The organism is Clavibacter phaseoli, from assembly GCF_021922925.1.
In the GTDB taxonomy this organism is placed as follows: Bacteria; Actinomycetota; Actinomycetes; order Actinomycetales; family Microbacteriaceae; genus Clavibacter; species Clavibacter phaseoli.
In genome coordinates, this window is the sequence record NZ_CP040786.1 from 2,181,569 (window position 1) to 2,202,743 (window position 21,175).

The 21,175-nt window shown below is 73.5% G+C and carries 22 protein-coding genes; 13 read left to right on the forward strand and 9 right to left on the reverse strand.

The features are described from left to right. Nucleotides 1–110: 110 nt before the first annotated feature. Both FGI33_RS10080 and FGI33_RS10085 read left to right on the forward strand, forming a co-directional pair. Nucleotides 111–767, forward strand: coding sequence for a TetR/AcrR family transcriptional regulator (locus FGI33_RS10080; RefSeq protein WP_237581819.1), 657 nt, complete (start codon nucleotides 111–113; stop codon nucleotides 765–767). A gap of 120 nt (nucleotides 768–887) precedes the next feature. Next, nucleotides 888–3,179 carry a glycoside hydrolase family 3 protein gene (locus FGI33_RS10085; RefSeq protein WP_237581820.1) on the forward strand — a complete coding sequence of 764 codons (2,292 nt, stop codon included), beginning with the start codon at nucleotides 888–890 and terminating at the stop codon, nucleotides 3,177–3,179. Nucleotides 3,180–3,254: 75 nt separating this feature from the next. Here FGI33_RS10085 and FGI33_RS10090 read toward each other — a convergent pair whose 3' ends face one another. Beyond that, entirely contained in the window at nucleotides 3,255–4,625 is a 1,371-nt protein-coding gene (locus FGI33_RS10090; RefSeq protein WP_237581821.1) for a carboxylesterase family protein, read from the reverse strand. A 152-nt stretch (nucleotides 4,626–4,777) separates the two neighbouring features. On the opposite strand from FGI33_RS10090, the gene FGI33_RS10095 reads away from it, so the two are divergent. After that, on the forward strand, nucleotides 4,778–5,824 hold the full coding sequence (locus FGI33_RS10095) for an NAD(P)-dependent alcohol dehydrogenase (RefSeq protein ID WP_119434636.1): 1,047 nt from the start codon (nucleotides 4,778–4,780) through the stop codon (nucleotides 5,822–5,824). 82 nt (nucleotides 5,825–5,906) lie between these two features. Here FGI33_RS10095 and FGI33_RS10100 read toward each other — a convergent pair whose 3' ends face one another. Beyond that, nucleotides 5,907–6,752, reverse strand: coding sequence for an ATP-grasp domain-containing protein (locus FGI33_RS10100; RefSeq protein WP_119434635.1), 846 nt, complete (start codon nucleotides 6,750–6,752; stop codon nucleotides 5,907–5,909). A gap of 83 nt (nucleotides 6,753–6,835) precedes the next feature. On the opposite strand from FGI33_RS10100, the gene FGI33_RS10105 reads away from it, so the two are divergent. Continuing rightward, nucleotides 6,836–7,231, forward strand: coding sequence for a hypothetical protein (locus FGI33_RS10105; RefSeq protein ID WP_147359376.1), 396 nt, complete (start codon nucleotides 6,836–6,838; stop codon nucleotides 7,229–7,231). Between the two features lie 39 nt (nucleotides 7,232–7,270). On the opposite strand, the gene FGI33_RS10110 is transcribed toward FGI33_RS10105, so the two are convergent. Beyond that, the gene (locus FGI33_RS10110) at nucleotides 7,271–7,585 is read right to left on the reverse strand and encodes an ArsR/SmtB family transcription factor (RefSeq protein ID WP_119434633.1); all 315 of its coding nucleotides are present in this window, start codon (nucleotides 7,583–7,585) and stop codon (nucleotides 7,271–7,273) included. Between the two features lie 84 nt (nucleotides 7,586–7,669). On the opposite strand from FGI33_RS10110, the gene FGI33_RS10115 reads away from it, so the two are divergent. After that, nucleotides 7,670–8,722 carry an SDR family oxidoreductase gene (locus tag FGI33_RS10115; RefSeq protein ID WP_119434632.1) on the forward strand — a complete coding sequence of 351 codons (1,053 nt, stop codon included), beginning with the start codon at nucleotides 7,670–7,672 and terminating at the stop codon, nucleotides 8,720–8,722. Here the strand turns inward: FGI33_RS10115 and FGI33_RS10120 are convergent. Then, a complete protein-coding gene (locus FGI33_RS10120) occupies nucleotides 8,719–9,915 on the reverse strand; it encodes an MFS transporter (protein WP_237581822.1) in 1,197 nt (398 codons plus the stop codon). The two genes, FGI33_RS10115 and FGI33_RS10120, sit on opposite strands and share 4 nt — an antisense overlap. 145 nt (nucleotides 9,916–10,060) lie before the next feature. Between FGI33_RS10120 and FGI33_RS10125 the strand changes: the two genes are divergently transcribed. The 7 genes from FGI33_RS10125 to FGI33_RS10155 all read left to right on the forward strand — a co-directional run bounded on the left by FGI33_RS10125 (nucleotide 10,061) and on the right by FGI33_RS10155 (nucleotide 16,325). Next, entirely contained in the window at nucleotides 10,061–10,201 is a 141-nt protein-coding gene (locus tag FGI33_RS10125) for a hypothetical protein (protein ID WP_182623268.1), read from the forward strand. Beyond that, the gene (locus FGI33_RS10130; RefSeq protein WP_119434036.1) at nucleotides 10,198–10,530 is read left to right on the forward strand and encodes a hypothetical protein; all 333 of its coding nucleotides are present in this window, start codon (nucleotides 10,198–10,200) and stop codon (nucleotides 10,528–10,530) included. Before FGI33_RS10125 ends, FGI33_RS10130 begins: the two co-directional genes overlap by 4 nt. A gap of 269 nt (nucleotides 10,531–10,799) precedes the next feature. Continuing rightward, complete coding sequence (locus tag FGI33_RS10135; protein WP_119434037.1) at nucleotides 10,800–12,149, forward strand: ABC transporter substrate-binding protein; 1,350 nt, start codon at nucleotides 10,800–10,802, stop codon at nucleotides 12,147–12,149. A 43-nt stretch (nucleotides 12,150–12,192) separates the two neighbouring features. Continuing rightward, nucleotides 12,193–13,056 (forward strand): carbohydrate ABC transporter permease, encoded by an 864-nt coding sequence (locus tag FGI33_RS10140; RefSeq protein ID WP_119434038.1) that lies wholly within the window; start codon nucleotides 12,193–12,195, stop codon nucleotides 13,054–13,056. Next, nucleotides 13,053–13,961 carry a carbohydrate ABC transporter permease gene (locus tag FGI33_RS10145; protein WP_119434039.1) on the forward strand — a complete coding sequence of 303 codons (909 nt, stop codon included), beginning with the start codon at nucleotides 13,053–13,055 and terminating at the stop codon, nucleotides 13,959–13,961. The genes FGI33_RS10140 and FGI33_RS10145 overlap by 4 nt, the downstream gene beginning before the upstream one ends. Continuing rightward, nucleotides 13,958–15,610 carry a glycoside hydrolase family 13 protein gene (locus FGI33_RS10150; protein ID WP_119434040.1) on the forward strand — a complete coding sequence of 551 codons (1,653 nt, stop codon included), beginning with the start codon at nucleotides 13,958–13,960 and terminating at the stop codon, nucleotides 15,608–15,610. Before FGI33_RS10145 ends, FGI33_RS10150 begins: the two co-directional genes overlap by 4 nt. A 64-nt stretch (nucleotides 15,611–15,674) precedes the next feature. Further along, entirely contained in the window at nucleotides 15,675–16,325 is a 651-nt protein-coding gene (locus tag FGI33_RS10155; protein WP_119434041.1) for a histidine phosphatase family protein, read from the forward strand. 66 nt (nucleotides 16,326–16,391) lie between these two features. Here FGI33_RS10155 and FGI33_RS10160 read toward each other — a convergent pair whose 3' ends face one another. Beyond that, on the reverse strand, nucleotides 16,392–17,120 hold the full coding sequence (locus FGI33_RS10160; RefSeq protein WP_182478365.1) for a GDSL-type esterase/lipase family protein: 729 nt from the start codon (nucleotides 17,118–17,120) through the stop codon (nucleotides 16,392–16,394). Between the two features lie 152 nt (nucleotides 17,121–17,272). Here FGI33_RS10160 and FGI33_RS10165 point away from each other — a divergent pair, with 152 nt between their 5' ends. Further along, a complete protein-coding gene (locus tag FGI33_RS10165; protein WP_119434042.1) occupies nucleotides 17,273–18,274 on the forward strand; it encodes an adenosine deaminase in 1,002 nt (333 codons plus the stop codon). A gap of 10 nt (nucleotides 18,275–18,284) precedes the next feature. On the opposite strand, the gene FGI33_RS10170 is transcribed toward FGI33_RS10165, so the two are convergent. The 4 genes from FGI33_RS10170 to cysK are packed head-to-tail and all read right to left on the reverse strand — an operon-like array spanning nucleotide 18,285 to nucleotide 21,082. Next, nucleotides 18,285–18,848 (reverse strand): GrpB family protein, encoded by a 564-nt coding sequence (locus tag FGI33_RS10170; protein ID WP_119434043.1) that lies wholly within the window; start codon nucleotides 18,846–18,848, stop codon nucleotides 18,285–18,287. Between the two features lie 34 nt (nucleotides 18,849–18,882). Continuing rightward, the gene (locus FGI33_RS10175) at nucleotides 18,883–19,557 is read right to left on the reverse strand and encodes a TrmH family RNA methyltransferase (RefSeq protein WP_119434044.1); all 675 of its coding nucleotides are present in this window, start codon (nucleotides 19,555–19,557) and stop codon (nucleotides 18,883–18,885) included. Beyond that, on the reverse strand, nucleotides 19,557–20,141 hold the full coding sequence (gene epsC / locus FGI33_RS10180; protein WP_119434045.1) for a serine O-acetyltransferase EpsC: 585 nt from the start codon (nucleotides 20,139–20,141) through the stop codon (nucleotides 19,557–19,559). Before epsC ends, FGI33_RS10175 begins: the two co-directional genes overlap by 1 nt. 2 nt (nucleotides 20,142–20,143) lie before the next feature. Next, complete coding sequence (gene cysK, locus FGI33_RS10185) at nucleotides 20,144–21,082, reverse strand: cysteine synthase A (protein WP_119401372.1); 939 nt, start codon at nucleotides 21,080–21,082, stop codon at nucleotides 20,144–20,146. Nucleotides 21,083–21,175: the final 93 nt, after the last annotated feature.

Here is a 21,175-nt window from a genome sequence, read left to right on the forward strand (position 1 = left end):
GCGGGCCGGCCCGCCGGCGCGCTCGACGGCCGTCCGCCGATCGCGCTCGGTAGCATCGGCACCGCCGTCACCCGGATGCGGCGCGACGGAGGTGGCCCGTGCGGGAAGGCGTGCTGAACGTGCGCGGCATGCGGCGCCGTGTCGAGATCCTCGCGGCGGCACGGGCCGTGTTCGCGGAGGCCGGCTACCGCGGCGCGACCATGGCCGCGGTCGCGGCGCGCGCGGGCGTCACGCACGCCGGGCTGCTGTACCACTTCGCCGCGAAGGAGGCGCTGCTCGAGGCCGTCCTTGCCGACGAGGCGGGGAGGCAGACCGAGCTGCTCCGCGTGGGTGCGGCCGACGCCGGCGCATCCCGGCGCGGACGCGCCACCGCGGACGACGGGCGGGAGGCGTCCGACGCCTCGGGGGACGCGCTCGACCGCCTGCGTGCCCTGGTCGCCCGCAACGAGGCCGAGCCCGAATGGGCGCGGCTTTTCTCGATGCTGCTCGGCGAGTCCGTGTCGCCCGACCACCCCGTGCGGGAGCGGATGGCCGAGCGCTACGACACGGTGTCCGACGCCCTCGCGCGCACGCTCGGCGACCTGGCCGTGGCGCTGGATCCCGACGCACGCCCCTCCGATGCCGAGCTGCGGGGTCTCGCCCGGCTGCTGCTCGCGGTGATGGACGGCCTGCAGTACCAGTCGCTCACCGGATCCGCCGTGGACGCCGAGCGCGAGTTCGCCCTCATGGCCGAGCTGGTCCGATCGCGCCTGGCCTCGGGCAGCTGAGCGCCCAGGCCGTCGAGGCCCGGACACACTTTCTTAAGTCCACTTGACACAATTCCCAGCTCGTTCCATGCTTCAGCGAGTGCCTCCGATGGGGGAGGCACGTCTCACGAAGGAGTGGACATGGGTGCATCCCGAGCACGGGCGCGCGGACGCCGGATCATCGGCCAGACGGCAGGCGGGGCGCTCATCGCCGCGCTGGCCCTGGGGACGGCGGGGGTACCCGCGGCAGGGGCCGCCGCGGAGCCGGCCGCGCAGCCGGAGCTCGAGTCGGCGGGATCCGCGCCGATCATCACCGTCGACGGGCTGCGCTTCCGCGACCTCGACAAGGACGGCGCGCTCACGCCCTACGAGGACTGGCGCCTGTCGTCCGGCGACCGCGCGGCCGACCTCGTCGCGCGCATGTCGCCCGAGGAGCGGGCCGGCCTGCTGATGCACGCGAGCCTCACGAACGTCGGCGACGCGTACGACCGCGCCGCCTTCGACCCGCTGCTCGCCGAGCGGCACATCACCACGTACATCTCCCGGCTCGGCGCCGACGCTCCCACGCTGGCGCGCGAGCACAACGCGCTGCAGGAGGCCGCGGAGGCCGAGCGCTGGGGCGTCCCGTTGAAGATCAGCACGGATCCGCGCCACGGCTTCACCGTCACCGAGGGCCAGACCGTGTCGAACGGCGACTTCTCGCCGTTCCCGGACCCGATCGGCATGGGCGCGGTCGACGACCCCGCGACGACGCTCGAGATGGGCCGCATCATCGCGGCCGAGTACCGCGCGGTGGGCATCACCGAGGCGCTCTCGCCGCAGGCGGACATCAGCACCGAGCCGCGCTGGACCCGCCAGGACGGCACGTTCGGCAGCGTCGGGGCCGACGTCGCCCCGCACGTCGCCGCGTACGTCGAGGGACTGCAGGGCGGGACCGACGGGATCACCTCCGACGGCGTCGCCACCGTGGTCAAGCACTGGGTCGGCTACGGCGCCCAGGTCGACGGATACGACAGCCACTACTACTACGGCCGCTACGCCGCGTTCCCCGGCGGGAACTTCGCCGAGCACATCACGCCGTACGAGGGCGCGTTCCGGAACCAGGCGGCCGGCATCATGCCGACGTACTCGATCCTCAAGGACCTCGACCTCGGCGACGGGGTCATCGAGCAGGTCGGGGCGAACCACAACGAGTACCTCCTGCAGGACCTCCTGCGCGGGCGCTACGGCTTCGACGGCGTGATCACGAGCGACTGGGGCATCGCGAACGACTGCCCCGAGGCCTGCCGCGAGAACCGGCCGCCCGCGTTCTTCGTGGGTCCGTGGGGAGCGGGCATGCCCTGGGGCGTCGAGGACCTGACGCTCCCGGCCCGCTACGCCAGCGCCATCTCGGCGGGCGTCGACATCATCGGCGGCAGCGACCAGCCGCAGTACATCCTCCAGGCAGTGGAGCAGGGCCTCCTCACCGACGCGCGTGTGATCGAGGCCGGGCAGCGGGTGCTGCAGCAGAAGTTCGAGCTGGGGCTGTTCGAGGACCCGTACGTGGATCCCGCCGCCGCCGACGCCATCGTGGGCAGCGCGGCATCGCGCGCCGCCGGGCTCGACGCGCAGCAGCGCAGCCTGACGCTGCTCAGCGACACGACCCCGGCGACCGACGCCTGGGCCCGCGACGCCGGTGACCCGGGAGCCCCCGCGCTGCCCGTGCGCGTCGAGCCGGGCATGACCGCCTGGCTGAGCGGGGTGCAGGCGTCGGCCGCCCGGTCCGCGGGCTTCACGGTCGTCGACGACCCGGCGGACGCCGACGTCGCGATCGTGCGCCTCGCCGACCCGCGCGGCGGCGACGACCTCACGGATCTCGGCTTCACGGGATCCGAGGCCGACTACCAGGCGCTCGTGCGGGCCCACGACGCGGGAGCCCGCACCATCGCGGTGCCGCAGCTCACGCGTCCGCTGATCCTCGGGAACGTCGTCGAGCACAGCGACGCGGTGCTCGCGTCGTACGGGGTGTCGGACGAGGCGCTGCTGAACGTGATCACGGGGGCCGCCGAGCCCGAGGGGCGCCTGCCCTTCGAGCTGCCGTCCACCATGGACGCGGTCGGCGCGCAGCTGTACGACGTGCCGAACGACTCGGCCTCGCCGCTGTTCGCCTACCGCGCGGGGCTGTCGTACGACGAGTCGCCGACCGAGCCGACCCCCGCGCCCACGCCCGGGCCGGTCGAGCCGACCCCCGCGCCGACGGCGGCACCCGCTCCGGGGCCCGTGCCCACGCCCGGCTCCTCGTCGGGCACGACGCCGGCGCCCGCGCCCGCGGCATCCGGTCGCGGCGGGCTGGCGATGACCGGCTTCGAGGCGCTGCCCTGGGTGGCCGGCGGCCTGACGCTGGCCGGCCTCGGCGTCGCGCTCACGCTGATCGGCCGCCGTCGGAGGGCCTGACCGCCGCCAGCGAGCCGCACGCGCGGAACACGACGGGGCGCCGGGAGACCGGCGCCCCGTCGCCGCGTCCGGACGTCAGCCCCGGTCGAACCGCATCCCGCAGGCCCGTGCGTCCGCATCCAGCGCGACCTCGCCCGTGCGCGCGAAGTCGGCCCATACCTGCCGCACCGCCCGCCCGCGCGCGGCGACCTCGGGCCATGACTCCGGCGGGACCAGGCGCATCCGGGTCCACGCCTCGCGCGCGCCGAGGATGAGCGGGACGTCGGCGGTGTGTCCCGCGCCGATGGGGCTGGAAGCCGGCGCCGCCCGGAGGACGTAGCGCACGGCTCGGCCGCCCGCGGCGCGGTGCCGCGCGGCGAATGCCCGGACGGGCCGCGCGTAGACGCGGCGGGTGGTCGGGCGCACGACCGCGCGCATCAGGATCGCCCGCAGCGCCCGGCCGAGCACGGGCACGCCGAGGAGCGGCGCGATCACCGGCAGCGCGGGCAGGTACATCGCGGTCTCGTCGCGCGTCGTGCCGATGAGGAGGTCGACCTCCGGCGCGACCGCCCGCCAGGCGGCGTCGCGGTCGGCCTCGGCGGGCAGCGGCGCGTGGCCGTAGCGCGGACCCCAGGGCAGGCCCGCGCGGATCCCGGACGCCCACGACGCGCGCTCCGCCCGCGCCTGCCGCCGCAGCACGGCGTCGAGCGACGCGTCCGCCGGGAGCGACCGCGTCACGCGCGCCATCGCGCGGAACATGCGCTCGCGCCCGCCCGTGATCCCCACCGGCGGGCTCTGCACGATCGCGCGCCGGACGAGGCCGCGGGCGCCGTCGCTGATCATGAGGTGCAGGATCGCGTCGCCGCCAGCCGACTGCCCCATCGCCGTGACGGATCCCGGGTCGCCGCCGAACGCCGCGATCGAGTCGCGGACCCAGCGCAGCGCCTCCAGCTGGTCGAGCAGGCCGAGGTTCGCGGGCGGGCCGCCGGGAGCCCCGCCGCCGAACCCGAGCAGCCCGAGCCGCGCGGTCACGGCCACGACGATCACGCGCTGCTCCACCACGAGCGCCCGCGGGTCGTGGATCGCGAGGTCGCCCGCGCCCGTCGTGTACCCGCCGCCGTGGAACCACACGATCACGGGCAGCACCTCGCCGGGCGAGACGTCGGCCGGCAGCGTGATCGAGAGCCGCTGGCAGTCCTCCGATCGGGCGACGCCGTCGAGGGCGCCCTGCATGAGCGTGTCGAGGATCCGCGACGACGGCTGCGGGCACGCGGGCGCCGGGTGCACGGCCCGCAGCACGACGGGCTCGCCGTCGGTTCCGCGGGCGGGCGTCGCGGGCACGGGCGACGCGCCCCGGCCGGCCGTCGCGTAGGGGATCCCCAGGAATCGGATCACGTCGCCGTCGACGAGGCCCTGCACCTCCCCGGATCGCGTGGGGACCGGAGCGGTGAGGTCGGGTGCGGTCATCCCGCCACGCTATCCGGCGGCCGAGGGAACTCCGGCGCGGTTTCGGCGGAACGCCCCGGCAGGCGTAGCGTCGAGGGGTACCGCATCCGAAGAGGGCGCGGCCGGATCGACCCGATCCCTCCCCTCCCCCACCGGACGTCTCTAGGAGAACCATGCGCACCGTCAACGCCTACGCGGCCACGTCCGCCACCGACCCCATCACCAAGACCACCATCGAGCGCCGCGACGTCGGCCCGAAGGACGTCTCCATCGACATCGCCTACTCGGGCGTCTGCCACTCCGACATCCACACCGTCCGCGGCGAGTGGGGCCCCATCCAGTACCCGCAGGTCGTCGGCCACGAGATCGTCGGCCGCGTCACCGAGGTCGGCTCCGACGTGTCCAAGCACAAGGTCGGCGACCTCGTCGGCGTCGGCTGCATGGTCAACTCCTGCAAGGAGTGCGAGCAGTGCAAGGCCGGCCAGGAGCAGTACTGCCTGAAGGGCAACATCCAGACCTACGGCGGCACCGACCCGGCCGACGGCACCATCACGCAGGGCGGCTACTCCGAGGCCGTCGTCGTCGACGAGGACTTCGTGCTCCGCGTCCCCGAGTCCCTCGACATCGAGAAGGTCGCGCCGCTGCTCTGCGCCGGCATCACCACCTACTCGCCGCTCCGCCACTGGAACGCGGGCCCCGGCACGAAGGTCGCCGTCGTCGGCATGGGCGGCCTCGGCCACATGGCCGTGAAGATCGCGCACGCCATGGGCGCCGAGGTCACCGTGCTCTCGCAGACGCTCTCCAAGAAGGAGGACGGCCTGCGTCTCGGCGCCGACCGCTACTTCGCGACCAGCGACGACGCCACCTTCGAGGAGCTCGCCAGCTCGTTCGACCTGATCATCAACACGGTCTCCGCGAAGCTCGACATGAGCAAGTACATCGGCCTGCTCGCGATCGACGGCACGCTCGTCAACGTCGGCGCACCGTCGGAGCCGCTCGAGATCCCCGCGTTCGCGCTCATCCCCGCGCGCCGCAGCTGGGCCGGATCCATGATCGGCGGCATCGCCGAGACGCAGGAGATGCTCGACTTCTGCGCCGAGCACGGCATCGTGCCCGAGACCGAGCTCATCTCGGCCGAGCAGATCAACGAGGCCTACGAGCGCGTCCTCAAGTCGGACGTGCGCTACCGCTTCGTGATCGACGCGAAGACCTTCGCGTAAGCGGCGACCCCACGTCGGAGGGCCCCGCGGATCATCGGATCCGCGGGGCCCTTCCGCGTCCGCGGAACCGCTCGTGCCGGCGTCAGGCGCCGTCAGTCCCGCGCACGAACGCGTGCAGCGACCGCGTCATGCTGGCGACGAACGCCTCCCGGGTGGCCTCGTCGACGAGGTCGAGCGACAGGTAGGGGTTGAGGTCCTCCAGCTCGACCAGCAGCAGCTCGCCCTCCCGCGTGCGGCACGCGTCCACGCGCTGGATGCCGTGCTCGACGTCGTTCCAGTCGACGAAGCGCTGCGCGAAGGCCCAGTCGGCGGCGGTGGCCGCGTAGGGCTCGAGCTGCCACCGCGCGGACGGATCCGGGGCGTACAGCGCGTACTGCGGCGTCCGGTCGACGAAGCAGAACGAGATCTCGTGCGCGAAGTCGATGCGGGGCTGCAGGAGCCGGCCCCCGAGGTCGAGCGTCGCGAGGTCGTCGCGCGTGACGAGCTCGATGCCCAGGGAGTCGGCGCCGAAGCGGGGCTTGACCACGAGCTCGTCGACGGCGGGCAGCCGATCGAGGTGGTCGAGGTCGTCGACCGTCGGGATCACCGGGTAGCCGGCGGCGAAGAGGTCGAGCAGGTACTGCTTGCCCACCTGGTCGGCCTTGCCGCGGAGGTCGGTGAAGACCGGGACGCCGCTCGCGAGCGCCGCCGCTCGGAACGCCTCGTACCCGGCCATGTCGTGGATCACCGGCCCGCTGTTGCGGACCACGACGACGTCGAAGCGGTCCATGAGCCGACGGGCGGCCGAGGGGTGGCAGATGGCGACGTCGAAGTCCCCGCCGAGGCGCGTCGACAGGTCGATGTCCTCGTCGCAGTACCGGCGCCCCTTCGCCGGGTAGCCCAGGTCGCTGACGTAGAGGAGGCGGGGTCGGCTCGCGGCGGCGGTCATCCCCGCACCGTATCGGCCGTGCCACGGCCTGCCCCGCGACTGACCGCGGGCCCCGACGCGTCGGCCCTCGGTAGCCTCGGGCCATGACCGACGTCCCAGCCGCCCGACGCCCCCGCGGGCGGTCGCCCTGGGTGTGGGCCGGCTACTGGGCGTCCGCCGCGCTCGGGCTGCCGATCATGACGATCGCGTGGACGTCGATCACGCTCGCCAACGAGGAGGACTCCGAGGCCGCCCGTCACGGCTTCGCCCCCACCGGACCGGCGCTCCTCACGATCGCCCTCGGCCTGATCGCCCTGGCGCACCTCGTCGGATGGGGCCTGCTGCGGGGCATCGCGCACGGCACGCCGGGCGGATCCCGTCGGCACACCACGCTGGCCATCTGGACCGTCGCCGCCGTGTCCGGCGTCGGCCTGGTCGGCGCGCTCATCCTGACGGACGGGCAGCTCTTCCTCCCGTACCCGAGGCCGTACGTGCCCTGACCCGCGATCGCGCGGCGCGAGAGGTAGGACGCAGGGTGGTCAGACGTCGATCGCCAGCGCCCGGCTGAGCTCCGCGATGCTCGCCTCGTCGCGCTGGTAGTGGGAGAACTGCCCGATGCGCGTGCACGTCACGAGCCCCGCCCGCTGCAGCACCGCCATGAACTGCGACGCGGTCGACTGCGAGACCTCCGCACGGGCCTGGATGTGCTTCAGGCACACGCCGACCTCCCCCGCCGGCCTGTCCTGGGGTGGGAACGACTCCGGATCCTTCAGCCAGCCGAGGATCGCCAGCCGCGTCGGGTGGCCGAGGGCCTTGAAGGCCGCGGCCAGGTCGAGGTCCGTCGATGCGCTCACGCCGTCATCGTATCCCAGTATCGCGATATGCCGATGATGCGCTAGACATGCATCGTCATATCACGATGAGACGATGGGAAGCCCATGGACGACAGGACGGCATTGGTCATCGGAGCGCGCGGCGTGATCGGCGGGAACCTCGTCGACCACCTCGCGGAGGTCGGCGGATGGGACGTGGTGGGGGTCTCCCGCCGAGGCGGCACGGATGCCGGCCGCGTGCGACACATCGCCGTCGACCTCCTCGACGCCGATCGGACGCGGCGGGCGTTCGCCGACCTCGGCGACGTGACGCACGTGTTCTACGCCGCGTACCAGGACCGGCCCACGTGGGCCGAGCTCGTCGAGCCGAACCTCCGGATGCTCACCCACGTCATCGACGCCATCGAGCCCGCGGCCCCGCGCCTCGCGCACGTCGACCTGATGCAGGGGTACAAGGTCTACGGCGCGCACCTCGGTCCCTTCGCGACGCCCGCCCGGGAGGACGACCCGCCGCACATGCCGCCGGAGTTCAACGTGGACCAGCAGCGGTTCCTCGAGGACCGGCAGGCGGGCGCCTCCTGGACCTGGTCCGCGCTCCGGCCGTCCGTCGTGGCGGGCGTGGGCCTCGGCAACCCCATGAACCTCGCCATCGTCATCGCCGTCTACGCGTCGATCAGCCGCGAACTCGGCATCCCGCTGCGGTTCCCCGGCTCCCCCGGCGCGTACACGAGCCTCATCGAGATGACCGACGCGGGCCTCCTCGCGAAGGCGGCCGTGTTCGCCGCGACGACCCCGAGCGCCGCGAACCAGGCGTTCAACGTCACGAACGGCGACATGTTCCGCTGGTCGTCCATGTGGCCGCGGATCGCCGCCGCCTTCGACATGGAGGTCGCCCCGCCCCTGCCGATGCGCCTCACGGAGGTGATGGCCGACAAGGCCGGCCTCTGGGACGACATGGTCCGCCGGCACGGGCTGCTCCCCACGCCGTACTCGGACGTGTCCTCCTGGGCGTTCGGCGACTTCGTCTTCGGCTGGGACCACGACGTCATCGCCGACACCTCGAAGTCACGGCGAGCAGGGTTCCACGAGTACGTCGAGACCGAGGCGATGTTCCTGCGGATCTTCGACGACCTCCGCGCCTCGCGCATCATCCCCTAGGGACGCGAGGCGGATCCGCGCGCGACCACGCTCGTAACGAGGCAGAGGACCACGATCACCGGCACCGCCACGACGACCGCGGCGTCGAGGCTCGTGGCCGTCGCGAGGGCGCCGACGAGGACGGCCGTCGTGCCCTGCGCGAGGTACGCGACCAGGTACATGGACGAGAAGGTGCTGGCGCGACGGCCGTCGTCCGCCGCGGCGGTGACGAGGCCGAGGCCGCCGTACATGAGGAAGCCGTAGCCGACGCCCGAGAGGAGCGCGGATCCGAGGAACACGACGAGCGAGTCCGCGACGCCGGCCACGAGCAGCAGCGCGAGGCCGACAGCCGCGACCACGCCGCCGATCCGCACGGCCGCGCTCGTCGGGATCCGGCGGGCGAGGAGCGTGGTCGGCACCACGACGAGCGGCCAGGTCGCGAGCGTCGCCGCGGCGTGGAACGCGTCGGCGGTGCCCACGACGTCGCGGATGATCTGCGCGCCGAGGGCGAGGAAGACCGCGCCGGTGACGAACGCGACCGTCACCGCGGCCGTGCCGACCGCGAACGGGCGCCGTCCGTCCCGCGGCACGGCGAGCAGCTGGCGGTGACCGACCGCGGCCGGCCGCGCGTCCGCGGTGCGCGCCGTCTCCGGCAGGAACAGCAGCGCGACGAGGAGCGCGAGCACGGCGGCGAGGAGGATCCAGAACGCCAGGTGGGTCGGATCCGCCGTGTGCTGCACCAGCCAGCCGCCCACGAGGATCGCGGCGGTCGCCCCGAGCGAGGTCGCCGCCGCGTTCACGGCGCTCGCGCGCGTGGGGTTCCCGGACCGGTCGTACTCCACGAGGGCGGCGCTCGCGGCGCTCATCGCGAGCCCCACGCCCGCGCCCTGCACGGTCCGGCCGGCGAACGCCCACGCGGGCGCGTCGGCCACCGCGAACAGGACGGTGCCGACGGCCACGACCGCGACGCCGGCGAGCATCAGCCGACGCCGGCCGAAGCGGTCGGACAGCCCGCCGCCCGCGACCATCACCACCACCAGCGCCACCGGGTAGACGGCGAACAGCGCGGTGGTGACCACGGGCCCCGTGCCCCAGAGGGCCGAGAAGGCGGGATACAGCATCGCGGGAGCACCGCTCGCCCCGAGCGACAGGACGAGGACGCCGGCCGCGACCCAGAACGAGGCCGCGGGCGAGAGGGTGGGGCGTCGCGACACGGCAGGGCCTTCCGGTGCACCGCGCGGAGCGGACCCGGGCGTGCTGCCAGCGTAGGGGCGGGCGCGGCCGGCCGTGGGTCCGCCGCGGCTCCGTCCGCCGCGCGACGGATGCGGCCGCGTGCGGGGCGTCGGTAGCGTCGATCCCATGGACATCCCCTCGATGATCATGGGCGCCGCGATCGCGTCCGTCGCCTGGATCGCCTTCTGGCCGTGGGCGGAGCTGAAGAGGCTCCGGGCCGTGGCGGCCGCCCAGGAGGCGGACGCGGGTCCGGGTTCGTCCTCGTGACCCACGGCGGAGGCACGGGACGGGTCATCATCAACCCGGGGCCGAGGGACAACCCGCTCCGCCCGTGGGTCGCGGGCGACGAGGACGGGGCCCTCAACCTGGGTCTCCTCGTGGGATCGCTGGGCGCCCGCGACGCCCTGGTCCGGCTGCATCGGGGAGAGCCGCTCGACGACCACGACCTCGCGTCGTTCGGCGTCGTGAACTTCCAGGCCTTCCTCATGACCTACGAGCCCGTCGTCGCGCTGCTCCCCGCGCCGAGGCGCCCCAAGCTGCACCCCGCGGTGATCGAGCTCCTCCCGGAGCTGGCCGACGGCCCCGCATCGCCGTAGCGACGACGCTCCGTGACCCCGCGAGCGGGACGCGTCCGGCCACCCTGCGTGCGCACGGTCTTTCGCATTGCTGGACGTGGCACCGGAACGGACACAGGCCGTGGGCACGCCCGTAGTTTGTGTACTAAGAGACCGCGACGCGGGCAGGGGACGCGATAGGCGACCCCGGCACGAGGGCCCGCCGACGCCGATCCCTCACCCGGACCGCACGCCCGCGTGCATCCTCCTCGTCCCGTCGCCTCGCGCGACCCGCACCCCGAAGGACTCCGATGCGCGACACAGCCACCTCGACCACCCGCCGACGACGCCGTCCGATCCGACTGGCGCTCGGCGCCGCGGTGGCCGCCGCGACCGTCGCCCTGACCGGCTGCGGCGCCGGCGCCGACGTCGGCGGGGCGGGCGTCGCCTGCGACATCCCGCAGCCCGACGCGAAGACCACCGTCAACGTGCTCTCGTACAACAGCCCGTCGACGAACCCCTTCACCGACGCGATCGCGACCGGCTGCACGGGCGGGAACCTCACGGTCAACGCCCCCACCACCGACTTCGGCGGCCAGAACCAGCGCGCCGTGCAGTCCATGTCGGGCACCAACCCGAGCTACGACCTCGTCGAGGTCTACGGCACCGTCTACCCGCTCTACGCGGAGCGCGGCTGGATCGAGCCGCTCGACGACCGCATCGCGGACGCGGGCGACGAGCTCGGCATCGACGACATCGACCCGACCCTGCTGGAGTCGCTGCAGTACGACGGCAAGCAGGTCGGCATCCCCACCTTCTGGGGCACGATCATCTTCATCTACCGCGAGGACATCCTCTCCGAACTCGGCATCGCGGTGCCGACCACGTTCGAGGAGATGTACGCGGCGGCCGACAGGATCCGCACCGAGACCGGCATGGAGAACCCGCTGGCGCTCCCCTTCAACGCCGCGGGCGACAACTCGAGCGCCTACAACCAGTACCTCGGCTCGCTCGGCGGCACGTGGTTCGAGGACGGATCCGCGACCCCGACGCTCGACACCCCCGAGTCGATCCAGGCGCTCGACACCCTCCGCGCGACGTACCAGCAGATGAGCTCGCAGTCGACCTCGTGGTCGTCGCCCGAGGTGATCACCCAGCTGCAGACCGGCCAGGCGGCCATGTCGATGCTGTTCGCCGGCCGCGTCTCGGCGCTCCTCGACGAGGGGCAGACGGAGAACTTCGACAAGTTCGCGTTCGCCGTGCCGCCGTCGGTCGAGGCGGGCGGCACCCCCGCGACCAGCCTCTCGGTCGACGGGCTCTCCATCGCCGCGAACTCGAAGGTCGACAAGGACCTCCTCTTCGACCTGCTCGGCGTCGCGACCGGCGCCGACGCCGCGACCGAGGCCGCCAAGGCCACGATCCCCGCCCGCACCGCCCAGGCGCAGGCCGCCGACCTCCCGTTCGAGGAGGCCGCGCGCGACGTGCTCGAGAGCGAGAAGCCGAACGGCCTGCCGCTCGTGCCCTACATGTCCGACGTGTTCGCCGCGATGGCGCCGATCCTCGCGCAGGTCGTCGACGGCACGCTCTCCTCGGCCGACGGCGCCGCCCAGCTCCAGGCCGCGGCCGTGCAGGCCATCGCCACGGCGGGCTTCGCGCCCTGATGCGCCGGACCCCCGCCGCCCTGTCCGGCCTCCGCCCCCGGGCATGAGGCTCAAGACCTTCGCCGCGTTCACGGCCCCCGCCATCATCCTGATGGCGGGGCTGCTGATCGTGCCGCTGATCACCACGCTCGTCTGGAGCTTCCAGAACGTGCCGGTCGGCCAGCCGGGTGTGTTCAACGGCATCGCCAACTACGTCGAGATCTTCACCGACCGGCGCTTCGGCCGCGACGCCGCCTTCACGATCACCTACGCGATCGTCATGACGATCGCGAAGCTCATCGTCGGCTATGGCATCGCGCTGCTGCTGAACCGCATCGAGCGCGGGCGCATGGTGATCCTCGGGCTCCTCATGGCGAGCTACGTGGTGCCCACCGTGATCGGCGCGCTCAACTTCTCCTGGCTCTTCAACGACATCTTCGGCGGCGTCGTGAACCAGGGGCTCGCCGTGTTCGGGATCCACGTGGACTGGCTGACGGAGACCGGGCCCGCCCGCGTGCTCATCGGCCTGCACGCGCTCTGGCACGAGACGCCGTTCGTGATCCTCGTCCTGCTCGCCGGCCTGCAGACGCTCCCCGAGGAGCCGCTCGAGGCCGCGCAGCTCGACGGCGCCGGCTGGTGGCAACGCCAGCGGTACATGATCGTCCCGCTGCTCGCGCCGCTGTTCTCCTTCGTGACGCTGATCAGCCTGATGGACAGCCTCAAGGTCTTCGACTCGATCCGGATCATCACCCCGGCCGCCGGCAGCGTGGGCACCGAGTCGCTCATGGTGTTCGTCTACCAGGTGGCCCTCGGGGAGTCGTACCGGCTGGGGGTGGCGAGCGCGGTCAACGTGGTCACCATCGTCATCACGCTCGTGCTGCTGATCCCGTTCCTCCGACAGACCTGGAAGGGGGCGCGGGCCGCATGACCGCTCCCACCCCGCTCGTGCCCGCCGGCCGCACCCCCCTCCCCGGCGACGTGCGCACCCTGACCGCCCGGGAGCGCCGCCGCCGTGAGGCGATCGGCTCCCTCTGGGCCGGGGCCGCGCTCGTCGTGATCGTGCTCATCTCCCTGAGCCCGTTCCTCTGGGCGCTGCTGACGGCCGTCAAGCCGTTCCAGGACGCCTTCACCAACCCGCCCACCTGGGTGTTCGAGCCGCGCCTCGACGCGTTCGTCGACCTCTGGCGCGGGACCCGCTTCGCGGCGGTGCTCGTGAACACCTTCATCGTGGCGCTGCTCACCGTCGTGGTGGCGCTCGCGGTCGGCGCGCCCGCGGCGTACGCGTTCGCGCGGTACGCCGGCGTGATCGGCCCGATCCTCCTCGTGCTCGCCGTCATCCTGCGCACGATCCCGCGGTTCGCCGTGGTGCTGCCGTTCTACGAGATGAGCCAGGCGCTCGGGATCTACGACACGAACATCGCGCTCACGGCCGCGCTCGTCGCGGTCAACATGCCCTTCACGCTACTGCTGCTCGTCGGGTTCTTCCGCGACATCCCGACCGAGCTCGACGAGGCCGCGATGATCGACGGCTGCAGCCGCTTCGGCGCGTTCCGCCGCGTGATCGTGCCGCTCATGGGCCCCGGGCTCGTGACCGCGGGCGTCTTCACGCTGCTGGTCGCGTTCCAGGAGTACCTCGTGGCGCTCACGCTGACGCAGAACCAGGCCGTCACGATCCCGGTGTTCATCGCCGCACAGAAGGGCGCCGACGACATCTCGACGTACCAGACGCTCGCGGCGGCCAGCATCGCGCTCGTGATCCCGGTGGTCCTCATCGCGGTCTTCGCCCGGAAGTACCTCGTGGCCGGGCTCGGCGGCGGCGCCGTCAAGGGATGACCGGCGCCGCCGGGTGGTGGCGCGGCGCCGTCATCTACCAGGTGCTCCTCCGCAGCTTCGCCGACGGCGACGGTGACGGCGTGGGCGACCTCGCGGGCCTCCGGGCCCGCCTTCCGTACCTGGCCGAGCTCGGCGTCGACGCGATCTGGGTGAACCCCTGGTACCCGTCGCCGATGGTCGACGCGGGGTACGACGTCGCCGACTACCGCGACGTGGATCCGGCGTTGGGCACCCTCGCCGACGCCGAGGCGCTCATCGTGGAGGCGCACGCGCTGGGGCTCCGGGTGCTGCTCGACATCGTCCCGAACCACACCTCCGACGCGCACCCCTGGTTCCAGGGGGCGCTGGCCGGGGACGCCGGCGACCGCGCGCGGTACCTGTTCCGCGAGGGCCGCGGATCCGACGGCGAGCTGCCGCCGAACGACTGGGAGAGCTGCTTCCGCGGGCCCGCGTGGACGCGTACGACCGACGCCGACGGGCGCCCCGGCCCCTGGTACCTGCACATGTTCGCCCCCGAGCAGCCCGACCTCGACTGGACGAGCCGCGAGGTGCGGGCCGAGTTCGTCGACGTGCTCCGCTTCTGGTTCGACCGCGGCGTCGACGGGTTCCGGGTCGACGTCGCGCACGGCCTCGCCAAGGCGCCCGGCCTCCCGGACGGCCTCGGCGCCGACCGGCGCACGGAGGCGCATCCGGGATGGGACCAGGACGAGGTGCATGACGTCTACCGCGAGTGGCGCCGCGTGGCCGACTCGTACGACCCGCCGCGCGTCTTCGTCGCGGAGGCGTGGGTCGCCCGGCCCTGGCGCCTGCCCCTGTACCTGCGGCCCGACGAGCTGCACACGGCGTTCGAGTTCGAGCCGCTGCACACGGCCTTCCGGGCCGCGCCCTGGCGGCGCGTCATCGACGACGGCCTGGCGAAGGCGCGGGAGTCGGGCGCGCCGAGCGCGTGGGCCCTGACCAACCACGACGTCGTCCGCCAGGTGACGCGCTACGGCCGGGAGCAGCCCGCAGTGCGCGCGTCGAACGAGGAGCAGCGGGCCCGCTTCGGGGTGGATCCGGTGGACCACGACCTCGGGCGCCGTCGCGCCCGCGCCGCCGTCACGATGACGATGGCGCTCCCCGGCGCCGCCTACGTGTACTTCGGCGAGGAGCTGGGTCTGCCCGAGGTGGAGGGCATCCCGGACGCGCGCCGGGTGGATCCCATCCACCACCGCTCCGGCGGCACCGACCCGGGGCGCGACGGCTCCCGCGTGCCGCTTCCGTGGTCGGGGACCGCGGCGCCCTACGGGTTCTCGACCGGCGGCGCGGACGCGCACGGCGGCGCCGAGCCGTGGCTGCCGCAGCCGGACGCCTGGGCGGAGCTGACCGTGGAGCGCCAGGAGGCGGACCCCGCGTCGACCTTGCAGCACTACCGGCGCCTGCTGGCGGCCCGACACGAGCTCGTCGACCCGTCCGCGCCGCTCGAGTGGCTGGACGCGCCGCCCGACGCGCTGGCCTTCCGCCGGGGCGACCTGCAGTGCTGGATCGCCTTCGGGACGGATCCGGTGCCGCTGCCGTCCGGTCTCCGCGTCGTCATCAGCTCGACCGGCGACATCGACGGGACGCTGCCGCCCGACACCGCCGCATGGCTGGTGCCCGACGGGTCGTGACGACGACGGCTCGCGCGACCGGCCACGCCGGCCGCCCGCCGCTCCCTCGCGATACCGTCGGGGCATGCGCCTGATCCTCATCCGCCACGGCCAGACCAGCTCCAACGTGGCGGGCGTCCTCGACACCCGCATCCCCGGCCCTGGCCTCACCGACCTCGGGCGCACGCAGGCGGCGGCGCTGCCGGAGACCCTGCGGGACGAGGGGATCGGCGCGCTGTACGTCTCCACCATGGTGCGCACCCACGAGACGGCCGCGCCGCTCGCGCACGCGCTCGGCCTCGCGCCCGTCGAGCGCGCCGGGATCCGCGAGATCGGCGCAGGCGGGCTGGAGATGCGCGGGGATCGCGCGGCCGTCGTCGAGTACCTGGACACGATGATCCGCTGGGTCGCAGGGGAGGACGAGCTGCGCCTGGCGGGCGGGGAGACCGGCCGCGAGTTCGCCGCGCGGTTCGACGCGGTCGTCGCGGAGGCGGAGGACGCGGGCCACGGCACGGTCGCGCTCGTCAGCCACGGCGCCGCCATCCGCTGCTGGTCGGGGATGCGGGCCCGCGGCCTCGACGCCGCGTTCGTCGCCGACCACCCCCTGGAGAACACGGGCGTCGTCGTGCTCGAGGGATCCGGCCGCGACTGGACCCTCGAGTCCTGGGAGGGCGAGCCCGCGAGCGGCGTGGGCGATGACGCACCCTCCGGCCCGACGGGCGAGCCGACGCACTAGGCGTCCGTCCCGGACGCGTCCCGTGGGGCCGCTCCGCCAGCCGGCCGAGGGAGCCGGTGGTCGAGGTCAGGCGTCGCGCACCGCGACGTGCTCCACCATCATCGACGCCCAGGAGCTGTAGACGCGGCCGTAGAAGGTGCCCTGGCCGTCCGGGGTCTCGAAGTCGTGGACCTGCTCCGACGGGAACGGGATGCACGTCGTGTTCGCGTACCGGCGGGCGGCGATGCGGGTCACGGCGTTGAGCGTCTGCACGTGCCTCCCGATCCGGGGCCGCAGGAACGCCGGCGTCTCGTGCGACAGCTCCAGGGGCGGGATCTCGGCGATGAGGATCACGGCCCCCGGATCGAGGTGGGCGCGGAGGTCCGAGAGCGCCGCGTGCATCCCGAGCCGCCAGATGCGCGGGGGCGTGAAGCGGATCGCGTCCCCGATGCCGATCAGCACCACGACGACATCGACCACGATGAGCTGCGGGTTCTCGCGGATCAGCCTCTGCGCCGTGCGGATCGTGTAGTCCGGCGTCGCCAGCGCCTGCCACCGCACTCCCCGACCCGTGCGCCGGGCGATGCGATGCGACAGCTGCGCGGCGACCGTGACATCCGCCGACGTGGTCTGGTAGCCGATGGCCGTCGCCTCGCCGATGACGCCGACCTGCACGGGTCGCGGACCCGGCAGGCCGCCCTCGCCGGCGTCCGAGGGGAACGGCGCCTCCTCCATTTGCCGACGCATGAGGCGGTACGGGACGTAGCCGAGCACCGCCGATCGCAGGGCCGCGCGGGCGTGGGAGAGGGCGGGCATGGTGGTGGCTCCCGGGACGTGGAGGGCCGCGGTGCGCGGACCCGTGAGGCCGAGCATAGGAGCGCGGGAGGCCGAGCACGCCGACGCTCCGTCGCGGGCGTCGCCAGGCGGCCAGGAGAGGACGCTCGGCGCCCGCCCGTTACCGTGGACGGATGATCTCCACGCTCCCGCCCACCGCCGAGCTGCACCTGCACGTCGAGGGGACGCTCGAACCGGAGCTGGTGTTCGAGCTGGCCGAGCGCAACGGCGTCGAGCTGCCGTACGACGGCATCGAGGACCTCCGCTCGCGTTACGCGTTCACCGACCTGCAGTCGTTCCTCGACCTCTACTACGCGTGCACCGCGGTCCTCCGCACCCGCCGCGACTTCCACGACCTCGCCGCCGCGTACCTGGAGCGGGCCGCGGCCGACGGGATCCGGCACGTCGAGATGTCGTTCGACCCGCAGGCGCACACGACGCGCGGCGTGCCGGTCGACGACGTGGTCGACGGCCTCCTCGACGCCCTCCGCGACGCGCGCGTGCGCCACGGCATCTCGGGTGGCCTGATCCTCAGCTTCCTGCGCGACCGACCGGTGGAGGAGGCGATGGCGACCCTCGAGTCCGTCGCCGACCGCGCCCACGAGCTGCTCGCGGTGGGGCTCGACTCCGCCGAGGTCGGCTACCCGCCGTCCCTGTTCGTCGACGTCTTCGCGCGCGCCCGCGAGCTCGGCCTGCACGCCGTCGCGCACGCGGGCGAGGAGGGGCCGCCGGCCTACATCCACGAGGCGCTCGACCTGCTGCGCGTGGAGCGGGTGGACCACGGGGTGCGCTGCCTCGAGGATCCCGCGCTCGTCGACCGGCTCGTCGCCGACCGGATCCCGCTCACCGTCTGCCCGCTCTCGAACGTGCGCCTCGGCGTGAACGGGTCGCTCGACGAGCACGCCCTGCCGGAGCTGCTCGCGCGCGGCGTGCTCGCGACCGTCAACAGCGACGACCCCGCCTACTTCGGCGGCTACCTCGGCGAGAACCTCCGGCAGCTGCGGCAGGCGCACGCCTTCGACGACGACGCGCTGGCGCTCCTCGCCCGCAACTCCTTCGAGGCGTCGTTCCTCCCCGACGACCGCCGCGCGGAGCTGCTCGCCGCGGTCGACGCCTGGCGGGCCTCCGCGCTCTGACCCGCGGCGGTCAGCCCGCCCGCGCCGCCCGGGCGCGGGCGAGGATCCCCTGGATCACCGCGGTCTTGGCGTCCGCGTAGGCGTCCATGGTCTCCCACCGCCGGGTCATGAGCTCCCGCTTCGTGCGCTCGTAGAGGTCGCGGTCGGCCGCGTCGGAGCGGAGACGGTCGCGGAGCAGCAGGTACGCCTCCACGGCGGGGTCGCCCTCCTCGTACACGTGCACGTGGACGTCCCGCGCGGGCGTGCGCACGAGGCGGTGCCCGGGCTCCTGGACCCGCAGGTCGTAGCCCGCGGCGACGAGCCGCTCGACGTGGTCCTCCTCGGCCGTGATGTCGGCGACCACGAGCACCACGTCGACGATGGGCTTCGCGGCGAGACCCGGGACGGACGTCGAGCCGATGTGCTCGACGGCGAGCGCCGCGTCGCCCACGGCCTCGAGGATCCGCCGCCTGTGCGCGATGTACGTCTCCGCCCACGCCGGGTCGTGCGCGTGCAGCCCGACCGTGAGCGGCGGCTGCCCGCCCACCACCTCCACGGTCGTCACGTCGGGTCGGCGGCGGTCGCGGTCGTCCATCACCGGGCCATCCTGCCAGGCACCGCCGGGCGGGTCAGTCGAACGCCACGTGCTGCGTGACCCACGCGTGCATCACGACCGCGGCGGCCGCCGACGCGTTGATGGAGCGGGTGGATCCGAACTGCGAGATCGCGACGGTCATGTCGGCCGCGGCCACGGCCTCGTCGCTGAGGCCCGGGCCCTCCTGGCCGAAGACGAGCACGCAGCGCTCGGGGAGGCGCGTGGTCTCGAGGAGCACGGATCCGTCGACGTTGTCGATCGCGATGATCGGCAGCCCCTCGCCGCGCGCCCACCCCACGAGGTCGGCGATGGTCGCGTGGTGCACGACGTGCTGGTACCGGTCGGTGACCATGGCGCCGCGCTTGTTCCAGCGGCGCCGACCGACGATGTGCACGGTGTCGGCCGCGAACGCGTTGGCGCTCCGCACGATCGAGCCGATGTTCATGTCGTGCTGCCAGTTCTCGATGGCCACGTGGAACGGGTGCCGGCGCTCGTCGAGGTCGGCGACGATGGCGTCCATGCGCCAGTAGCGGTACCGGTCGATGACGTTGCGGGTGTCGCCGCGCTCGAGCAGCTCCGGATCCAGGTGCGGCTCGTCGGGCCACGCGGCCGGTCCGCCGGGCCAGGGGCCGACGCCGTGCGTGCTGAGCTCGACGGTCGGCGTCGGCTCCGCGGCGCCGGGATCGCCGGGCGCCCCGGGCTCGCCCATCAGATGTAGATCCCCGGGTCGACGAAGAACGCCGGATCCACGTGCGCGTCGGGCGCGCGGCCGGCCCGCTTCCCCGTCTCCACCGCGGGGATGCCCGTGAGCACGGAGCCCGCCGGCGCGTCCTTCACGACCACCGCGTTCGCGCCGATGACGCTGCCCGCGCCCACTGTGATCGGCCCGAGCAGCTTCGCCCCGGCCCCGATGGTGACGCCGTCGCCGACCGTCGGGTGCCGCTTGCCGTGCACGAGGCTCTTCCCGCCGAGCGTGACGCCGTGGTACATCAGCACGTCGTCGCCGACCTCGGCCGTCGCGCCGATGACGACGCCCATGCCGTGGTCGATGAACAGCCGCCGCCCGATGCGCGCGCCCGGGTGGATCTCCACGCCGGTCAGCGCCCGCCCCGCCTGCGCGAGCAGCCGCGCCGCCAGGCGGATCCGCCGACGCCACAGCGCGTGCGACACCCGGTGCAGCCACACGGCGTGCAGCCCCGGGTAGCCGAGCACCATCTCCAGGTACCCGCGCGCGGCCGGATCGTGGGCGCGGGCGGTGCGGAGGTCCTCGACGACCCGGGCGACGATCCCCACGCCTAGTCGCGCAGGTCGTCGAACAGCACGGTCGAGAGGTACCGCTCGCCGTAGTCGCACACGATCGCGACGATGGTCTTCCCCGCGCTCTCCGGGCGCTTCGCGATCTCGAGCGCGGCCCACACGATGGACCCCGACGAGATGCCGCAGAGGATGCCCTCGTCGGTCGCGAGCGCGCGGGAGACGCGGATGGAGTCCTCGAGCGAGACGTCGACGACCTCGTCGTAGACCTCGGTGTCGAGGATCTCGGGCACGAAGTTCGCGCCGATGCCCTGGATCTTGTGCGGGCCGGGCTTGCCGCCGTTGAGGATGGGCGAGTCGAGCGGCTCGACCGCGACGATCTTGACGCCGGGCTTCCGCTCCTTGAGCACCTGGCCGACGCCCGTGATGGTGCCGCCCGTGCCGACGCCCGCGATGAACACGTCGACGCCGCCGTCGGTGTCCGCCCAGACCTCCTCGGCCGTGGTCTCGCGGTGCTTCTGCGGGTTGGCCGCGTTCGCGAACTGCTTCGCCCAGATGGCGTTCGGCGTGTCCGCGACGATCTGCTGGGCCCGCTCGACCGCGCCGCGCATGCCCTCGGGGCCGGGGGTCAGCACGATCTCGGCGCCGTACGCGCGCAGCACCAGCCGGCGCTCGATGCTCATGGTCTCGGGCATGGTGAGGACGACCTTGTACCCGCGCGCCGCGCCGACCATCGCGAGCGCGATGCCCGTGTTGCCGCTCGTGCCCTCGACGATGGTGCCGCCGGGCTGGAGCTGGCCCGACGCCTCGGCCGCGTCGATGATCGCGACGCCGATGCGGTCCTTCACGCTGGACGCGGGGTTGTGCGACTCGAGCTTCACCAGCACGGTCGCGTCGAGCCCCTCCGTGAGGCGGTTCAGCCGCACGAGCGGCGTGCCGCCGACCAGCTGGGTGATGTCGTCGTAGACGCGACCTGCCATGGGTTCCACCTTCGTCGTGATCCTGGTCGGTGCGGGGCGCTGCCGCGCGCACCTGCTCGACTTCGAGCCTATGCGAGCCCCAACCCCGCGTGT